This window comes from Micromonospora sp. NPDC002411 (genome assembly GCF_053592955.1).
On the sequence record NZ_JBSFBM010000015.1, the window covers coordinates 24,173 to 40,969 of the forward strand.

The 16,797-nt window shown below is 70.2% G+C and carries 19 protein-coding genes and 1 tRNA gene; 8 read left to right on the forward strand and 12 right to left on the reverse strand.

Going from position 1 to position 16,797, the window contains the following annotated elements:
* Positions 1-51 precede the first annotated feature (51 nt).
* On the forward strand, positions 52-1,125 hold the full coding sequence (locus tag ACWCO3_RS03810) for a hypothetical protein (RefSeq protein ID WP_450008331.1): 1,074 nt from the start codon (positions 52-54) through the stop codon (positions 1,123-1,125).
* Positions 1,126-1,247: 122 nt separating this feature from the next.
* Here the strand turns inward: ACWCO3_RS03810 and ACWCO3_RS03815 are convergent, their stop codons facing one another.
* The 4 genes from ACWCO3_RS03815 to ACWCO3_RS03830 form a co-directional block, all read right to left on the reverse strand.
* Positions 1,248-1,739 carry an SRPBCC family protein gene (locus ACWCO3_RS03815; protein ID WP_357843259.1) on the reverse strand — a complete coding sequence of 164 codons (492 nt, stop codon included), beginning with the start codon at positions 1,737-1,739 and terminating at the stop codon, positions 1,248-1,250.
* Positions 1,736-2,056 (reverse strand): ArsR/SmtB family transcription factor, encoded by a 321-nt coding sequence (locus ACWCO3_RS03820; RefSeq protein ID WP_450008333.1) that lies wholly within the window; start codon positions 2,054-2,056, stop codon positions 1,736-1,738. The genes ACWCO3_RS03815 and ACWCO3_RS03820 overlap by 4 nt, the downstream gene beginning before the upstream one ends.
* A 284-nt stretch (positions 2,057-2,340) precedes the next feature.
* Positions 2,341-2,598, reverse strand: coding sequence for a hypothetical protein (locus ACWCO3_RS03825; RefSeq protein ID WP_145784716.1), 258 nt, complete (start codon positions 2,596-2,598; stop codon positions 2,341-2,343).
* 193 nt (positions 2,599-2,791) lie between these two features.
* Entirely contained in the window at positions 2,792-3,412 is a 621-nt protein-coding gene (locus tag ACWCO3_RS03830) for a CGNR zinc finger domain-containing protein (RefSeq protein WP_450008336.1), read from the reverse strand.
* Positions 3,413-3,504: 92 nt separating this feature from the next.
* On the opposite strand from ACWCO3_RS03830, the gene ACWCO3_RS03835 reads away from it, so the two are divergent.
* Together ACWCO3_RS03835 and ACWCO3_RS03840 are read left to right on the forward strand one after the other, a co-directional pair.
* Complete coding sequence (locus ACWCO3_RS03835; RefSeq protein ID WP_145784718.1) at positions 3,505-4,704, forward strand: MFS transporter; 1,200 nt, start codon at positions 3,505-3,507, stop codon at positions 4,702-4,704.
* A gap of 14 nt (positions 4,705-4,718) precedes the next feature.
* A complete protein-coding gene (locus tag ACWCO3_RS03840) occupies positions 4,719-5,180 on the forward strand; it encodes a ribosomal maturation YjgA family protein (protein WP_357934335.1) in 462 nt (153 codons plus the stop codon).
* A gap of 43 nt (positions 5,181-5,223) precedes the next feature.
* Here the strand turns inward: ACWCO3_RS03840 and ACWCO3_RS03845 are convergent, their stop codons facing one another.
* Positions 5,224-6,303: an aldo/keto reductase gene (locus ACWCO3_RS03845; protein ID WP_450008338.1), complete on the reverse strand. Its 1,080-nt coding sequence runs from the start codon at positions 6,301-6,303 to the stop codon at positions 5,224-5,226.
* A 90-nt stretch (positions 6,304-6,393) separates the two neighbouring features.
* Between ACWCO3_RS03845 and ACWCO3_RS03850 the strand changes: the two genes are divergently transcribed.
* The gene (locus ACWCO3_RS03850; RefSeq protein WP_450008340.1) at positions 6,394-7,278 is read left to right on the forward strand and encodes an AraC family transcriptional regulator; all 885 of its coding nucleotides are present in this window, start codon (positions 6,394-6,396) and stop codon (positions 7,276-7,278) included.
* Positions 7,279-7,303: 25 nt separating this feature from the next.
* On the opposite strand, the gene ACWCO3_RS03855 is transcribed toward ACWCO3_RS03850, so the two are convergent.
* Positions 7,304-8,029, reverse strand: a complete 726-nt coding sequence (locus ACWCO3_RS03855; protein WP_450008342.1) for a PH domain-containing protein — start codon at positions 8,027-8,029, stop codon at positions 7,304-7,306.
* An 87-nt stretch (positions 8,030-8,116) separates the two neighbouring features.
* A complete protein-coding gene (locus ACWCO3_RS03860) occupies positions 8,117-9,235 on the reverse strand; it encodes an FAD-dependent oxidoreductase (protein WP_450008344.1) in 1,119 nt (372 codons plus the stop codon).
* Between the two features lie 53 nt (positions 9,236-9,288).
* Here ACWCO3_RS03860 and ACWCO3_RS03865 point away from each other — a divergent pair, with 53 nt between their 5' ends.
* From ACWCO3_RS03865 to ACWCO3_RS03875, 3 genes are all read left to right on the forward strand, one after another.
* A complete protein-coding gene (locus tag ACWCO3_RS03865) occupies positions 9,289-9,981 on the forward strand; it encodes a TetR/AcrR family transcriptional regulator (RefSeq protein ID WP_357934325.1) in 693 nt (230 codons plus the stop codon).
* Between the two features lie 149 nt (positions 9,982-10,130).
* Positions 10,131-10,970: an SAM-dependent methyltransferase gene (locus ACWCO3_RS03870; protein ID WP_280116497.1), complete on the forward strand. Its 840-nt coding sequence runs from the start codon at positions 10,131-10,133 to the stop codon at positions 10,968-10,970.
* Positions 10,971-11,107: 137 nt separating this feature from the next.
* Entirely contained in the window at positions 11,108-11,341 is a 234-nt protein-coding gene (locus ACWCO3_RS03875) for a holin (RefSeq protein WP_088990712.1), read from the forward strand.
* 2 nt (positions 11,342-11,343) lie between these two features.
* On the opposite strand, the gene ACWCO3_RS03880 is transcribed toward ACWCO3_RS03875, so the two are convergent.
* Entirely contained in the window at positions 11,344-11,733 is a 390-nt protein-coding gene (locus tag ACWCO3_RS03880; protein ID WP_450008347.1) for a hypothetical protein, read from the reverse strand.
* Between the two features lie 139 nt (positions 11,734-11,872).
* Between ACWCO3_RS03880 and ACWCO3_RS03885 the strand changes: the two genes are divergently transcribed.
* A complete protein-coding gene (locus ACWCO3_RS03885; protein WP_145784726.1) occupies positions 11,873-13,138 on the forward strand; it encodes a prolyl oligopeptidase family serine peptidase in 1,266 nt (421 codons plus the stop codon).
* 16 nt (positions 13,139-13,154) lie between these two features.
* Here the strand turns inward: ACWCO3_RS03885 and ACWCO3_RS03890 are convergent, their stop codons facing one another.
* The 4 genes from ACWCO3_RS03890 to ACWCO3_RS03905 all read right to left on the reverse strand — a co-directional run bounded on the left by ACWCO3_RS03890 (position 13,155) and on the right by ACWCO3_RS03905 (position 16,667).
* On the reverse strand, positions 13,155-14,342 hold the full coding sequence (locus ACWCO3_RS03890; protein ID WP_145784727.1) for an amidohydrolase family protein: 1,188 nt from the start codon (positions 14,340-14,342) through the stop codon (positions 13,155-13,157).
* 170 nt (positions 14,343-14,512) lie between these two features.
* Positions 14,513-16,126 carry a DUF885 domain-containing protein gene (locus ACWCO3_RS03895; protein ID WP_145784728.1) on the reverse strand — a complete coding sequence of 538 codons (1,614 nt, stop codon included), beginning with the start codon at positions 16,124-16,126 and terminating at the stop codon, positions 14,513-14,515.
* A gap of 36 nt (positions 16,127-16,162) precedes the next feature.
* Positions 16,163-16,234: transfer RNA gene (locus ACWCO3_RS03900), tRNA-Pro, on the reverse strand.
* Positions 16,235-16,334: 100 nt separating this feature from the next.
* Complete coding sequence (locus ACWCO3_RS03905; RefSeq protein WP_450008350.1) at positions 16,335-16,667, reverse strand: hypothetical protein; 333 nt, start codon at positions 16,665-16,667, stop codon at positions 16,335-16,337.
* Between the last annotated feature and the right edge of the window lie 130 nt (positions 16,668-16,797).

The window sequence follows — 16,797 nt, forward strand, 5'->3', positions numbered from 1 at the left end:
GTGAGCGGCACACTTGCGTCGTAGGATCCTCCCCGGCCAAGGGGGCGAGACGTGGGTGGCGAGTGGACGGTCGTCTCGGAGGACGAGGCTCTTGCCCGGTTGGGCGCGGAGCGTGAAGTCGTCCGGGGCGACGCGGTGACGTTCGCCAGGGGCGCGGACGGCACTGTCGTCGTCATCGTCGACGCCGGCGACCGCCCCCACGGCAACGCCGTCGCCGGTGAGCGAGCGATGGTGCTGCACGAGCCGTTCCCGGACGGGGTGCTCGACTGGCTGAGCCCGCCGGGCTGGTCGCATCCGCCCCTCTCCGCATGGGTACGCCTCGCCGAGGGCTGCCTGGAGTTGGGCGAGGCGTCGGAGAGCTTCTCCGCCTCCGGAAGCAACGGGCTTCGGTGTGAGTTGACCTGGGACACCAAGCTGCCGCCTGAACTGCTCGAACGGGCGCGGCCGGTGGCGGCCACACAGGCGCCAGGCATTGAATGGCTGGCTCACCTGCCCACCGACCCGGGTGCCGGGCTGCGGGACTTCCTGACCGGCTGGTACGCCGACGTACCGGCCTCCGTGCCGTTTCCGCCGCCTGCCGTACGGATCCCGCCCGCGCTGCAAGCCTTCTACGACCTTGCCGCTGGGCGCGTGGACGTCCTCGGCCAACAGAACGCCATCTACCCGCCGGACCAGTTGGAGATCGGTGGCGTGGACGGCGACCGGATCGTCATCGGCGCGGAGAACCAGGGTGTCTGGACGATCCTCGTCGACCGCGACGACCCCGACCCGGTTGTCTACTACCGGGGGTCGGGCAACGGTCGGATGGTCGCCGAACGCGAACCCCTCGGCGCCTACCTGTTGTTGTTCTCGCTCGTGGAGGCGGCGGTCACGTCGCCGGTGAACGGACACACCGTCCTCGACGACGAGCAACTCGAACGCTTCACTCGACATCTCGTTCCGGTGCCACTGCGGCCGCTGGCGGTGCCCGTCGACCCGACGTACCTCCATGTCGCACCCGGACTGGTCGCTCTCACCGCGGGGACGCCCGGTGATGACACCCATGTCTTCGTCGGCGCCCGCCACCGGGCCAGCCTGCGCGTCGCCCGGGACTGGGCTCCCGACTGGAGCACATTCAACGGTTGACTGCCGGTGAGTGAAAGCGCGTGGAACCTGGTCGTTCTGGCACGGCGGGGACAGTACGCGAGGCTGTCCAGACCGCTGACCGTGTGCGCTGCCGCCGGCTGGGGAACGAGTCGCAGCAGCGATCACGCGTCGTCGGCCGCCCCAAGGACAAGTGATTGATACCGGTCGAGGTAGAGAGGCCATCCGGAATCGGTGTCGACCCCGTCCCGAACCGACTCCCAGCCGGGGCCGTGCCGGTCGATGTGCCGGTGCTCCAGCTCGACCCTGGTCTGGTCCGGCGTCTCGGCGACGAAGGTGACCTCGACCTCGCTGGTGAGGTCCAGATTGGTTTCGATCTGCCAGGTGGGCCCGATGTCCCAACTGAAGACGACCCGGGTCGGCGGCTCGTACGCGAGGATGCGGGCCCATCGGCACTCACTGCCGTCGGCGCCTCGGTCGCAGATGAACCCGCCGACCCGCGGCTCGAAGACGGTCTCGACGATCGGGACGGCGAGCAGTGTGTGTTCGCGCGGTTTGAAGTCACCGAACCGCTCGGTGAACACCGTGAAGGCCCGCTCGATTGGTGCCTTGACGACGACGTGTCGGCGGACCACTGCCGTAGCGGATTGCGTCATGAGCTCTCCTCGGTCTCTTCAACGAAGTCCTGATATCCGTCCAGAGCCCGACGCCAGAACGTGTCGAGCTGGTCCCGCAGCGCGGCCAATCCCACCGGACTGAGCCGGTAGACGCGCCGGGTTCCCCTTGCCTGGTCGACGACCAGGCCGGCGCTCTTGAGCACCTTGAGGTGCTGTGACACGGCTGGCCGACTGATCGGCAGCTCGTCTGCCAACTCCCCCACGGCGAGGGGTCGCTCCGCCAGGCGCTGGACGATGGCGAGTCTGCGGGGATCGCCCAGCGCCTCCCACCCCGGATGCGCTCCGTAAGTCACCACGAACGTAAGCTACGACTTACGGTTACCGTCGTCAAGACGAATCGCTCAACGGCCTCGAAACGGGGCCCGACAAGACTCGATTCCTCGACGCCCGACTGAACGGCAAGCATGGCGGCGTCCATCCGGCAGCTCCAGCCTGAGCCAGGCGTCGCCCGCCACAGCGTCAGCCGCTGCCGCCGGCACGCGCCGGGGCGGCGGCGCGTGCGGCCCGCCAGAGGCGGCCATGACGGGGTACGTCCGCTTCCACACCACCGGCAGCCCGTCGCGCCGGCGTGGAGCGTTGCCTAGTAGGTGAAGGTCCAGAGGAAGTAGAAGCCGGGGCCGGTGGGGCCGGACTGGCGGTATTCGCAGTAGTACCAGCTCCACAGGCCGGTCCGGGCACCCTCGCTGCCGTAGCTGTTGCAGAACTGGCCGTCGTAGTAGACGCCCCGCAACGTGCCACCCGGCGGGTCCGCCGCAGCCGGAGTGGCGGCGGCTCCGACCAGTCCGCCCAGTGCGAGCGCCATCGCCACCAGCAGGGTCTTCCATCTGCGTCCGCGCATGGAGCCTCCTAACGTCACTGCCACAGCGCACAGCGGCTCCACACCGAGCCGAGCCCGAGGCATCGAAGTTCGTGAAAGCAAGGCTTGCACGGGCGGGCACGGTTCGGGTCCCGACAATGGGCGACGCCCTCGCGATGATCCGCCAGCGGGATCTCCGTCGAACGGGCATCCGCCCTGACGACACCGGGTCAGCTCAGCCCGACGCGCGGGTGCGCCGGGCGGCGACGTAGCGGCGAATCTTCTCGGACGTTCCGCAGTCGTCCATGCTGCACCAGCGGCGACTGCGGTTCTTGCTCTCGTCGAGGAAGAGGAAGCGGCAGCCTCCGCATCCCTTGATCCGGTCGAGTGCGCCGGTGGTGAGAAACTGGACCGCCGCGTGCACCACCGGCCGTAGCGGCCGAGCGAGCGTCTTGTCGTCCCGCCAGGTCCAACTGAACGCGCGCCCACGATCGAGCCGTGCGTGACCGAGCGCGTCCGCCTCGTCGTCTCGCAGCCGGGCCAGCACTGACGCGCTCGGGCCGCGGTCGGCAGCCACGGCCCGGAACACCTCGTCGAGGTCGTCGCGGATGCGCAGCGATCGGGTGAAGGCGGCCTGAGCGCCACCCGGATCGTCGCGGGACCGCCGGCGCAACGCCTTCGCCTCCGGCTCGCTGAGCGCGCCCGCGTACACGCCCCAGGCGACCAGCTCCGGGTAGCCGGTCAGCACGTCGTCGTCGGGGGGACCGACGGGCGGACCGGCACGGGTGTTGAGGAAGTCCAGGGCGAGGTTGCCGCCCACCAGGCGCATCCGCGTGACGCCCGCAAGTGTTTCCATCGAAACCCACTTTACCAGTTGACCACCATCGAAGGACGCCACTAGCCTGTTTCCATCGTAGACGGTTTAGCCGGTAACGTCGGGAGGGCCTGATGGGTCGTGGTCGGGCAGTGGGGGCGCTGATCGGCTTGTCCGGCGGGACGTTCCTCTACACCACCGCCGAGGCGCTGCCGATCGGGTTACTGCTCCCGATGGCGGTGGACCTGGCCGTCTCGCCATCGCAGGTGGGCATGCTCGTCACCGCGTACGGCGCGGTGGTGATGGTCGCCTCGGTCCCGTTGACGGCCCTGGTCCGCCGGGTTCCTCGCCGGTGGCTGCTGTCGGCGCTCCTGGCCGGCTTCGTCCTCAGCACGGCGGTCACGGTGCTGACGAGCACCTTCACGCTGCTCCTGGCGGCCAGGATGGTCACCGCGGCGACCCATGCGCTGTTCTGGGCCGTGGTGGTGCCGGCCGCGGCCGAGCTGTTCCGGCCCGCGCTACGTGGGCGGGTCGTCGCTGTCGTATTCGCCGGCGGCACCGTCGCGTTGGCCCTGGGGGTGCCCGCGGGCACCTGGCTGGGTGAGCGCGCCGGGTGGCGGGCCTCCTTCCTGGCGGTGGCCGGGCTCGGTGCGGTCGTGCTCGTCGTGGTGGCCGCGCTGCTGCCCTCGACACGGCCGGAAGAGGGGCACGCCGCCCGAGGTGCGGCGCCCGACGCCCGACGCTTCTGGCTACTGGTGGCGGTGGCTGTCCTGGCGACCGCCGGCGCCATCGCCGCGTACACCTATGTCGCCCTGTTCGTCACCGAGGTCAGCGGATTCTCCGCCGCGTCCGTCGGGGCCATCCTGTTCGCGCGGGGCATCGCCAGCGTGCTCGGCATCCTGGCCATCGGCCCGCTGCTGGACCGCAGCCCGTGGAACGCGTTGCTCATCACCGTCGCGATCCAGTCGGCGGCACTGCTCGGGTTGTACGCGTTCGGTCAGCGACCGTCGGTGTCCGTCGGTCTGATCGCGCTGGCCGGACTGGCGTTCACCGCCTTCACCGCGGCGCTCGGCGGACTCGTGCTGCAGGTGGCACCCGGGCGCTCCGACCTCGCCGCCGCCACGGTCTCCGCCGCGGTCAACGTCGGCATCACCGCCGGGGCGTTCGTTGGCGGACTCGTCCTACCGAGCCACGGTGTGCGAGCCGCGGTCCTGATCGGCGCCCTGCTCGGCGTCGTCGCTCTGCTGCTGGCCCTCGGCGAACGACTCGTTCGGCCGACGCCCGCCGCACTCGAAGAACGACGCCAGGCGGAGTCGCTCCAGTTGGCGCAGTGACTAGCATTGCCGGAATGCCGATCACGGCCCGCAGAGTACGGCTGCTCACGCCGCTGGCCGCGCTGGTGTTCCTGGGTCTCGCACTGCTGATCCGTGCCGTCGACGACGGGGCTCTGCGGCAATACTCCGGCACCGCGCTGTATGCGTCGATGGTTTGGTCCGCGGCGCTGTTCGTCAGGCCGCAGATGGCACCGATGTCGGCCGGTATCGCCGCCACCGTCTTCTGCTGGGCGGTCGAGATCGCGCAGCTGACCGGGGTGCCCGCCGAACTGTCGGCGCGGAGCCTGGCCGCGAGGCTGGCGCTGGGTGCGCAATTCGACCCTGTCGACCTGGTCTGGTACCCGGCCGGCGTTGTTCCCCTGGTGGCGCTGCATCACCTGGTACGCGTTCGTCACCGCCGGGCGGCGTCGACCCCCGAGCAGCCAGCTCTGCCTCTCGCGCCGACGATCCGCAAGGCCATTCGCCCGTCGGAGTAAACCGATCCACCCCTCATGTCACCGACGAATTGGTCGGTTCGTGTCAGTACCTGACGCCGCCGGGGGTGAGCCAGGGCATCGCGCTGCTCGGCCGGCCGTCCACTGTCGCCCCCGCGAAGGCGAGCCCCGGCGCGAGGAGCCGATTGTTGTCGGCGGGGAAGTTCAGCACGGGCGTCGACACCTCGTCGAGTCGCCCCGTCTGCTGCGGCGACAACCGCACGTCCACGGCGTCCAGGTTCGCCTTCAGCTGGTCGAGGCGCCGCGCACCGATCAGCACCGAGGTCACGCCCGGTCGGGCCCCGACCCAGGCCAGCGCTGCTGCCGCCGGTGTCACTCCGGCGTCATCAGCGACCTGGTGCAGCACGTCGATGACCTGCCAGTCACGCTCCGCCGGACCGCCCACCAGTGCGCCACGCTTCGTGTCGACGGCGTCGTTCCCCCGGACGAACTTGCCGGAGAGCCAGCCGCTCTTGAGCGGGCTCCAGGGCAGCACTCCGAGGCCGTGCTCGGCCGCCATCGGGACGAGGTCCCCTTCGACGGTCCGTTCGAGCAGCGAATACTCGAGCTGCAACCCGATCGCCGGCGTCCACCCGCGGAAGTGGGCGACGATCTGCGCCTCGGCGGCCTTCCACGCGGGCAGATCCGACAGGCCCACGTATCGGATCTTGCCGGCCGTCACGAGGTCGTCGAGGGCACGCAGCGTCTCCTCGACCGGTACACCCCGGTCCCAGTTGTGCAGCCAGTAGATGTCCAGGTAGTCGGTGCGCAGCCGGCGCAGCGACTCCTCCACCTGGGCCATCACGGCCTTGCGCCCGGCGCCGCCGCCGTTGGGATCGCCGAGGAACAGGTTGCCGAAGAACTTGGAGCCGAGGACGATCCGGTCGCGCAACCCCGGCCGAGCAGCCAGGTAATCGCCGATGATCTTCTCGGAGTGGCCGTTGGTGTAGATGTTGGCGGTGTCGATGGAGTTGCCGCCACGTTCCAGGTATTCGGTGATCATCGCCTCCGACTCGGCGACCGAGGCTCCCCACCCATGATCCTCCCCGAAGGTCATGGCACCGAGGGTGTACGGGCTGATGCGCAGGCCGGAGCGGCCCAGCGTGACGAAATCGTTGAGTGACATGCGCCCAGTGCACACCCGCAGACGCCCATGCGGGTAGATCGATGCTGCCACCGCGTTGCCTGATCCTGCCAATTTCGGCAGGATAGGACCATGAGCGCGCTGCCCGAGATCCGCGACCTGGTGCGGCGCCACGCCGGGCGGCCGACGCCGAGCGGCCTCGTCCTGCACCGCAGCGACTCCCCCACCGAGCCGGTGCCGGCCCAGACCGCGCCGACCTTCGCACTGGTCGCACAGGGCGCGAAGCGCGCGGTCCTGGGCACGAGCGTGTTCGCGTACGGGCCCGGGCAGTTCGTCGTCGCGTCCCTGGAACTACCGGTGATCACCCACGTCAGTCGGGCCACTCCCGACGAGCCGTACCTGGTGCTGGGCCTGACACTGCGGCCGCCGCTGATCGCGGAGCTGCTGTTGGACGCACCGCCCGCCGTACGAGGGGAGCCGGCGGCGGGCATCGCCGTCAGTACCGCCGACGACAACCTGCTCGACGCGGTGGTGCGGCTGCTACGACTGCTCGACCGCCCGCACGACCAGCGCGTGCTGTGGGCGGGCCTGGAGCGCGAGGTGGTCTGGCGGTTGCTGACCAGCGAGCAGGGTGGCACGGTCCGGCAGATCGGGCAGGGCAGCGGCAACGTCGTGCAGGTCGAGCGGGCGATTCGTTGGATCCGCGACCATCACGCCGACCTGTTCCGAGTCGAGGACGTGGCACGGGTCGCCGGCATGAGCGTGACGTCCCTGCACCGCCACTTTCGGGCGATCACCACGATGACTCCCATCCAGTTCCAGAAGCTGATCCGGCTACAGGAGGCACGGGCGCGGCTGCTCGCCGAGCCCGGCGACGTGGCGGCCGTCGGATTCGCGGTCGGCTACGAGAGCGCGTCGCAGTTCAGCCGTGAGTACCGTCGACTGTTCGGGCTGCCACCGGGCCAGGACGCGGCCCGCCTCGCCCGGCTCGATCCCGCGCAGCTCGCCGACGTGTAGCTCCGACGTCGACTGACGAAGGCCTCTACTGCGCACCGCCTGCGCGCTGGATCTTCGCCAGCGCCGCGGCGTACTCGGCGTCGGTGAGCGCGCCACGCTGATGTTGCCGAGCCAGCGCGTGGATGTCCCGCCGCTGATCAGCACCGGGAACACCGCTGGCGGTGCGCTGTTGGCGCCCTCGGGCGGACGGGCTCGTCGGTCCGGCACCGTCTGCGAGAGGCAGCGCCGACCTGCCGACTGGTGCGCCAAGCCGGGGCTGCGCGTCACTGTGGTGAGCCCGCAGCGTCGCCAGGATCTCGTCGTAGTGCTCCGGCCAGGTGGCCAACCGCCCCAACTCGAGTCGGAACGTGAACGGCCGCCGCAGGTCACCGCGCTGGAGCGCGGTCTGGACCGGCACGCCGTCGGTTCGCTCGATGATGATCGCCGAGCGACCCATGTCCAGGCCAGCGATGGTGGCGATGCCGCGGTGTATGGACGCCACCGACTGCCAGGGCACCGTGGTCGTGCGCAGAAGGGTCCTGGACCGGATACCGAACGCGCTGACGTAGACCCCGAGCATCGCCTGCCGTACGGCGACGGCGATGCAGACAGCCATCCACACCCCGCACAGGATCGCGACGGGCAGGGGGAACGGTCGCTCGCGTACGTACATGATCGACAGGAACGTGGCGAAACCAACCACCCCGACCAGGCCCATCATCGCGAAGCCGGTCGCGGCGTCCAGGGAGTACGGGCGCTGCCATCTACCCATGCCGGCATTGTGACCTGCGGCGTCCAGGAGAGGCACCGTTGCTGATCCCGCACCGCCACCTGCGCTGCCGGTCCGCACGGGCGGCGGTCAGGACGGTTGGACCTGGTCGAAGAGGGCGAGGGCTTCGGCCGGGTCCGGGCTCACGAGGCGTTCCAGGCCGGCCGCCGTGATCGTCGCCCATCGGCCGGCCCGCACCCACATCTGCTCCTCGAAGGCGCGGACGACCTCGTCCAGGTCCTCGGCGCCGGCGGCGATGGACTCGGCGAGTTCGGCGCCCTCCAGCATCGCGAGGTTCGCGCCGGCCCCCAGCGGGGGCATCAGGTGGGCGGCGTCGCCCAACAGCGTCACCCCGGGGGTGTGGGTCCAGGTGTGGGACACGGGAAGGACGTAGAGGGGGCGGTTGACGAACGCCGTCCCGTGGCGGAGAAGGTCGAGTACGCGAGCGGCCCAGCCGTCGAACAGAGCCAGCAGACTCGACCGCACGGCCTCGACGTCCGCCAGGTCCAGGTTCGTGTGCCAGTCCAGCGGCACGCGGAACTGGGCGTACACCTTGACGTGGCCGCCGCTGTTGCGCTGGGCGACGAGGGCCCGGTTCACCCCGTACACACCCAGGGATCCGTCGCCGATCAGCCGGGCGAGGTCGGGGTGGCGGGTGTCGACGTCGTCGAGGAAGGTCTCGACAAAGGTGACGCCGGTGTAGTGCGGCGTCACCGACGAGACCGCCGGGCGGACCCGCGACCAGGCGCCGTCAGCGCCGACAACGAGGTCGAACGCCTCCTGTCGTCCGTCGGCGAATTGCACCAGCACGCCGTCCCGGGCCCCTGGCACCACCTGGGTGACGCCCCGACCCCACTGGACGTCCAGTGGGCCGAGCAGCAGATCGCGGAGTTGCCTGCGGTCGATCTCGGGATTGGCCCGGTCGTCCAGACGCGGTCGCCAGTCGCGTAGGACCGTGCCGTCGGTGTCCAGGATGCGCATGGCCTGCCCCTCGGGGCGAGACAGTGCCTGGAAATCCGCCAGCAGCCCCGCCTTGTCCAACGCGAGTTGGCCCAGCCCTTCGTGCAGGTCAAGCGTGCCGCCGGGAGGACGGGCGTCGGGGGCGGGATCACGTTCGAAGACGGCGACGGGGTGACCGTGGCGGTGCAGGACTCGGGCGAAGGCAAGGCCGCCAGGGCCGCCGCCAACGACGGCGATACGCTGTCTCATGTCGATACACCGTATCGGGCCATACGATGCCTGGCAACAGAACGGGTGTGATCATGACTGTGTGGGACCGGCCGGAGCCGCCGAACCGACTCGTGCCGCTCGATCGGGAGCGGATCGTCGCCGCCGCCATCGCGCTGGCCGACGAGGACGGCCTCGATGCGGTGTCCGTGCGCAAGGTCGCCGCCCGACTGGGCGCCGGGCCCATGCGGCTGTACGGATACATCGCCACCAAGGACGAGTTGTTCGATCTGATGGTGGACGAGATCTACTCCGAGATTCTCCCCGCGGAGCAACCTGGTGACTGGCGGGAGGCGCTGCGCGTCCTCGCGCACCGCACGCGGCAGACCGCCCTTCGACACAATTGGCTGGCCGACCTGCTCGGCGGACGCCCGGCGCTGGGCCCGAACGCCCTCGCCGTGACCGAGGCAACGCTGGCCGCCCTCGACGGGCTCGCCGACATCGACACCGTCATGCGGGCCGTGGAGACCGTCAGCGCCTACTTCACCGGCGCGATCAGGCGCGAGGTCGCGAACCTTCGGGCCGAGCGCGCCACGGGTCTGTCCAAGCAGGACTGGCAACGCGCCTCCGGCCCCCATGTGACGAGGATGCTCGCCACGGGCCGCTTCCCGGCGCTGGCCAGGGCGGTGCACGACGGCACGGACGTGGATGCCGAGACGTCCTTCGCCACCGGCTTGGAGTGGGTGCTCGATGCCATAGCCGCGAAACTCACCCCACCCCGAGCGTGACGGTCAGTCCGGCACGAGTGTGCTGCGGGGAAGACGTTTGTTGGGAGCGGTACCAGTCGGGGCGAAAATTCAGACCGTCCGATCGCTACACTCGCCGCAGCACCGGCACCGCTGCCCCACAGACCTCAGCCTGCGCTGGTCCGAATCGAATGGAGACGCCTGTGACCCGCGACAAAGCGGTCCCCCCCGGCATCGACCCCCGTATTCCCAGCGTGGCACGGGTCTATGACTTCTTCCTGGGTGGCAAGGACAACTTCGAGGTCGACCGGAAGGTCGCCGAACACGCGCTGCGGATCACGCCTGACGGGCCGGCAGCCGGCCAGGCCAACCGGGCCTTTCTGCGTCGAGTGATCCGCTTCCTCGTCAGCGAGGCGGGCATCGACCAGTTCCTCGACATCGGATCGGGGCTGCCCACCCAGGGCAACGTGCACGAGGTCGCCACCGAGCAGAACCCGAAGGCTCAGGTGGTGTACGTGGACAACGATCCGATCGTCCTGACGCACGGGCGGGCTCTGCTCGCCGCGGAGGGCACCGCCACGGTGATCCAGGCGGACATCCGGACGCCGCAGGAGATCCTCCACCATCCGGACGTACGCCGGTTCCTCGACTTCGACCGGCCGATCGGGTTGCTGCTCTTCGCGATCCTGCACCACCTCGGCGACGACGAGGACCCGCGAGCGGTGGCAGCAGAATTGATCGACGCGCTCCCCTCCGGCAGCTACGTGGCAATTTCGCACTTCCGTGACCCGGCTGAGCGAGACCCGGAGGGCTCCCGCAAGGCCCGCGAGGTCGAGCGGGTCTTCAACGAGTCGTTGGGCACCGGCCGCTGGCGTACGGACGAGGAGATCCTCTCGTTCGCCGACGGGCTGACAGTGCTGGAGCCGGGGCTGGTGCCGCTGGCCGAGTGGCGTCCGGAGCCGGATGCACCCGCTCCGACGCAGACCGACACCTATCACACCTTCGTCGGTCTCCTCGCCCGCAAACCGTAGGCGCTCCGCCTTGCGGTGACGTCCGTCGGATCTCCACCGGTGGGGCGAGCCCGGAAAGGCGACAAGCACTTACCCCTCCTGAGCAGGCATTCTTGGCTTATGGACCAGCCGAGGAACCTACCCATGGAGGTACCACGATGTTCACCACCAAGTTCTGGAAGGCCACCGCCGAGCGCGCGGTGAAGAGTGCCGCGCAGGGTCTGCTGCTCTACTGGGGCGCCGACGTCGTGTTCAACGCCTGGCAGGCGGACTGGGCTGCGGCCGGTGGCATCGCGTCCGGTGCTGCGGTGCTGTCGGTGCTCACCTCACTGGTGAGTGCGAAGGTCTCGGGAGAGGGCGACTCGCCCAGCCTTGTCGGTGCCGAGCAGTAATCTCACGTTGCTGCGAACGGTTCGTCCCCGCTGGCCCCGGCCTGCGGGGACGTCTCAGCTCCTCCGGGCTTCGGCAGGTCGAGGTAGGCCAGCAGGCGTAGAACGCCGGCTAGGTGCTGCAGGTCGTGCCACAGCACCAGCACGTCGTCTGCCGGCCGGCGCAGGAGCGCATGCAACTCCGCCACGTCGTCACTGCTCTGCCCGAGGTCGATCCCCGCCTCCGGAGCGCCGTACAGGTCGAACGCCGACCGCAGATCGATGCTCCAGTAGAAATCCACATCGATGCGTTCAAGGTCGATCTCCCCGCCGAACTGCTCCTCCACGACATCCAGCAGCTTGCCGCAAACCCGGCGGAGGTCCTGGACCCTCAGCACATCCGTCACGTCCACCACCCTCGTGGGGACGCGACACAAACACAACGGCATTTCATGATCCGCGCCGGCGGCCGGCAGTGCCGGTTGCCAGCGGATCTTTGCGGCGCTAGGTTGAAATGCCATCGATGAACATCGACATCGCAAGGTCGGGGGCCGCATGTCCGCGTCTGTCACTCGCCGCACCGTCCTGGCCGGTGGCGCCGGCGCCGCCATCGGCCTGGCGCTGCCCGGCTCCGCCGCCCAGGCCGGTGGTCACCATTCCACCAGCGTGCGCTTCACCCTGGACGCGAGAACGCTCGACGGCGGTGAGCAGGTCACCTCGGTCACCCTCGACACCGGCCGGCTCGGGCCGATCGACCCCGCCGGGCTCACCCCCGGCACGTTCAGCGTGCACGCCAAGGCCACCAGCCCGATCCCGATCGCTCCCGGCGATCTGATCTTCAGCGAGTACGACCTGGACCGCACGGTGACCGCGGCCCGGCTCGACCGACGCGGAAACATCGTGCTGGAGTTGAGCCACGCCGAAGGTCAACCCGGTGGTGGCACCCTCGGCTACATCCTGAGCAGGGGCCGTAACGTCCAGCTGGACCTCGTCTACACCATCACGCAGAACACCCCGCTCGTCCGGCGCAGCGGTTCGCCGCTCACCATCACGCGCTTCGTGCAGGGGCGGCTCTCGAACCCCGAGGTGGACGCCTTCAGCCACCACGTTTCGGGCTCGGGCATGAAGTACCGGTTGTACTCCCCCGAGCGTTCCCCCCACCACGGTCGTCGGCCACTGATCCTCTGGCTGCACGGTGGCGGCGAGGGTGCGTCACTGCCCGACGACTACTACGACAACGAGACCACGCTGCGCGCCAACCGCGGGGCGCTGGGCTTCGCCACCCCGGAGGCTCAGCGGATCTTCTCCGGCGCGTACGTCGTCGCTCCGCAGAGCACCTCGTACTGGATGGAGGACGGCCCCCGCTTCGCCCCGCTGATCCGCGAGATCGTCCAGGACCTCGTACGCCGCAAGCGTGTCGACCCCGACCGGATCTACGTGGCCGGTTGCAGCAACGGCGGTTACATGTCCCTGGAGATGACTGTCGCCTACCCCGGCCTGTTCGCCGCGTCCGTGCCGATCTGCGGTGTCGTCGAGCCGCTCGGCGGGGACGGCCCGCCGCTGATCACCGACGCGGAGCTGGCAGGTATCCGCACCCCGACCTGGCTGGTCACCTCGCGCGACGACGACACAGTGCCGCCCGAGACCAACACGGTCCACGCCCACGACCTCATCCCGGGATCACTGATGAGCCTGTACGACAACGTGGTGTGGGACGGGTACCAATTCCCCGGTCACTGGTCCTGGATCTACGTGGCGCGCAACGACCCGAGCCTCAACGGCACCCACATCTGGCAGTGGATGGCCCGCCGCCGTCGGTGATCCGGCCACGCCCACCTCAGCTCACCAGGTCACCGGCACGGTAGACGGCGAGAGGGCGGCGCAGCACAGTGATGTCGCTCGTCGGGTCGCCGTCCACGATCAGGAGGTCGGCCTCGAAGCCTGGGCGGACGCGGCCCTTGCGTCCGCCCAGGCCACACACTTCGGCGCCGACCGAGGTGGCCGCGGTCAGGGCTGCGGTGGCGGGAATGCCGCAGGCCACGTACTCGATGAGCGTTTCCGGCAGGATTCCGTGCGGCTTCGCGGGGCCGAGGCCCGCGTCCGAACCGGCCACCAGACGGACCCCGGCCCGGTGCAGGGTGGCAGTGTCGGCTCTCAGCGCGGCCTCGCTGAGCCCGGCCCGTGCCGCCATCTCCACCACCTCCGGCGGCGTGACCACGGCCGGATCGGTGCCGAGCGTGGCGCAGACAGCGATTCCGGACGCGGCCAGCCGGTCCGCGAGTTCCTCGGGTACGCGCGCCCCGGTCGTGGTCACACACGTGCAGTGTTCGATGCCGTCGACCCCGACGCGCAGCGCCTGCTCGACAGCGCTGAGCGCGTGCGCGTGAGCGGTCACCGGCAGGCCCACATCGTGCGCCTGGTTCAGGGCGGCGGCCAACTCCTGGTCGGTGAACTGCGGCCGGGTGGTGTCCGTACCGGGGGTGAACACCCCGCCGCTGGCCATGATCTTCACCAGGTCGGCGCCGGCCGCCGCCCGCAGCCGCACGGCCTCCCGCACACCGTCGACACCGCTCGCCTCGCCCCCCAGCGCCCAGCAGTGCCCGCCGATGCTGGTGACCGGCGCACCCGCCGCCACAACCGACGGCAGGTCGTCACGCACGCCCCGGTCCCGCCATCGGAGCACCGCGTCACGTCGGTCGCCCAGGTCCCGTACCGTCGTGATGCCGGCCGTCAGGTGCGCGCGCAGTGACGCCTCGACGACAGCGTCGAGGTCCGTCTCGGCGCGGTCCGCGAGCCGGCCGAGCGCGTCGGGTCCGGCGTCGGCGCACAGGTGTACGTGAGCGTCGACCAGCCCGGGCAGCAGCGTGCCGTCCGGGGCCTCGCGCACCGGCCAACCCTCCGGCGCCTCGGCCCGACCCCGGCGCACATCAGCGATGCGCCCGCCGTCGAGCAGGACCAGCACCCCGCCATCCACGAGCCGCTCGCCGTCGAACACTCGTTCCGCCCGGACAGCATGCTTCGTCATCGTCACCCCAGCCTCCTGCACGGCCACAGCCCGACGTCGTCCTCGCCCTGCGGCGACCATCGGTCGTGACCCGACGATCGCACCGCCATCGGGTGCACAGCCTCCCTCGCCAGGGTGATCCCGCCTCCCTCTGGCGGGTCAGGGGCGCCCGCCCAGGTGTTTCTGCGCGTTCACCCCTGGAGGGCGGCAGTCAACTGATCCAAGCCCAGCGAACCCAGCTCCAGCGCCTGTCGATGGAATGCGCGCCGATCGCTGGGGAAGGACGAGCGGCCTGCCAGCCACACGCGCTCACCCACCTTGTAGGCCAGCGCCTGCCCTGGCCGGCCCAGGTAACGCGCGAGCTCGGCGGACGCGTACGGCCCCTGGTGACAGCGGTCCCGCAGCAGCTCCAGCGCGGCGTCCGCCGTCCACAGTGCTCCGTCAGCCGACGGATTCGGCAGTCGCAGGTGCAGGCCGATGTCGAGCACGACCCGGGCCGCCCGCAGGAGCTGCATGTAGAGATACCCCAGTCGAGCACCCGGCTGTTCGTAGAACCCGAGCTCGTCCATCAGCCTCTCGGCGTACAGTGCCCAGCCCTCCTGGCTGCCGGAGAGGCCGCCGAGCAGGTTCAGCCGCTGCCCGAGGCCTCCCCGGCAAACCTCAGAGCCGAGGTGGAGGTGGTGGCCGGGAACGCCCTCGTGATAGGCGGTGCTGTAGGCGTACCAGGTGGGGAAACTGGTTGCCTGCTCGGGGATGGACCACGAGACCCGGCCCGGCCGGGTCAGGTCCCGCGACGGCCCGGTGTAGGCGATGCCGGACGACGTGGTCAACCGCGACTCGATGCGCCGCAGCGGGGCGGGGATGTCGAAGTACACGCCGTCCAGTCGCTCGGTGGTGGCCTCAAGCAACTCCTGCAGCCACGCGCCGAACGCCTCCCTGCTGTGCAGCGTTCCGGGTGCGTCGGGGCTGCCGAGCCAGGTGAGCACCTCTGGCACGCTTCCACCCAGGGCCTTCGCTTCCGCGACCAGCGCTGCCTCTGTCGCTCGGAACTCGTCCCAGCCCCAGTCGTACAGCTCGCGCAGGTCGGGCTGGGCCGCGAGAAACGTGCGCACCCAGAGTGCGTACCGCTGCTGGCCGAACGCTTCCTCCTCGACGGCCCGCGGTGCCAGGTCCGCGGTCAGCATCTCGGCCAGTTTCCGGTACGCCTTTCCCGCGCCCGTCGCCGCAGCTTGCAACGACGCCCGCTGAGGCCCCTCGCCGTAGCGATCCACCAGGGCGACATCGTCGTCGATCCAGGTGCGGCAGCGCTGCGTGACGAGCTCCACCTGACGCCGCGCCGGCCCATTGCCGCGCTCGGCGGCGAGGAGGAGGCTGCGCGCGTACCCGTCCAGGGCCGCGGGGATCGCGGCCAGGCGTGCGCCGACACGAGCCCAGCCCTCCTCGAAGGCCGCGCCCTCGGCGTCACGGCCGGGGACCGCGGCCTCGACGGCCTGACGAATGAGCTGGAGCGGACCGGTGGCCGCCGCGTGCAGTTCGCGCAGGTCCTCCCCGGCGTCGTGAAACGCGACACGGCTATGCAGCCGCTCGACGAGGTGAGCGTGCAGCGGGGTCTCGGCTGGCAGTGCGTCGCCCAGGAGATCGAGCTCGCGAAGGGCGCGGGCTGCGAGGTCGGCGCGGGCCTGGTGGCCCTCCGGGCCGTAGTCGGTAAGCCCGTCGATGTCCTTCTCGCCAGCCTCGACGACCGCCGCGCACGGGTCGAGGCCAGCCATGTCGCGCAGGAGCCGACTCGCGAAGTCCTCGATCACGGGTCAATGCTAAGCACCGGGTGGTCGCGGCGGGAGATCCGTTGACCGGGCTCGAACCGGCGTCCTCCCGGTCCCTAGCCGGGTGCTCTACCACTGAGCTACAACGGATCTCCACGTGCTCCGACGACTGGGCTCGAACCAGCGTCCACCCGGATAAGAGCCGGGCGCTCTACCACTGAGCTACGACGACACCGGTCATGCTGCCCGATCACGGTCTGGAGTGTCCACCCGGTTCGGGTAGGTCGCTGACCACGACATCCGCCGGGACCAGTGACGACTCCAGGCCACCCTTGATCTTCCTCCCGGAGAACGCACCGGCGGCCCGCAGGATGGACGCCCACGCCGGGTCCGCGATCGAGACCCCGTGCACCAACTCGGGTGTCGGCCGGAACGTCCCGACGGCGGCTTGCGCCCTCGGCCCCGACCAACCCGACGTGACCGGGTCAACGCCACTGTCGGCGCATGCTGCCTCCACGTCGGCACGGGTGCAGGCGGCCGTGCCGTCGAGCACGTCCCACGGCAGCGGCAGCCGCGCCCACACGCCGACGTCGGGGTGCAGGCCGCCACCGGTCGACCTGGGCTCTCCGCCTGCATCCCACTCCTCCGCTCAACCGCCGAGCGGATCCTACAGAGCCGACGCCATCCCAGCGGCCCGCCGGTCGGCCGTGCGA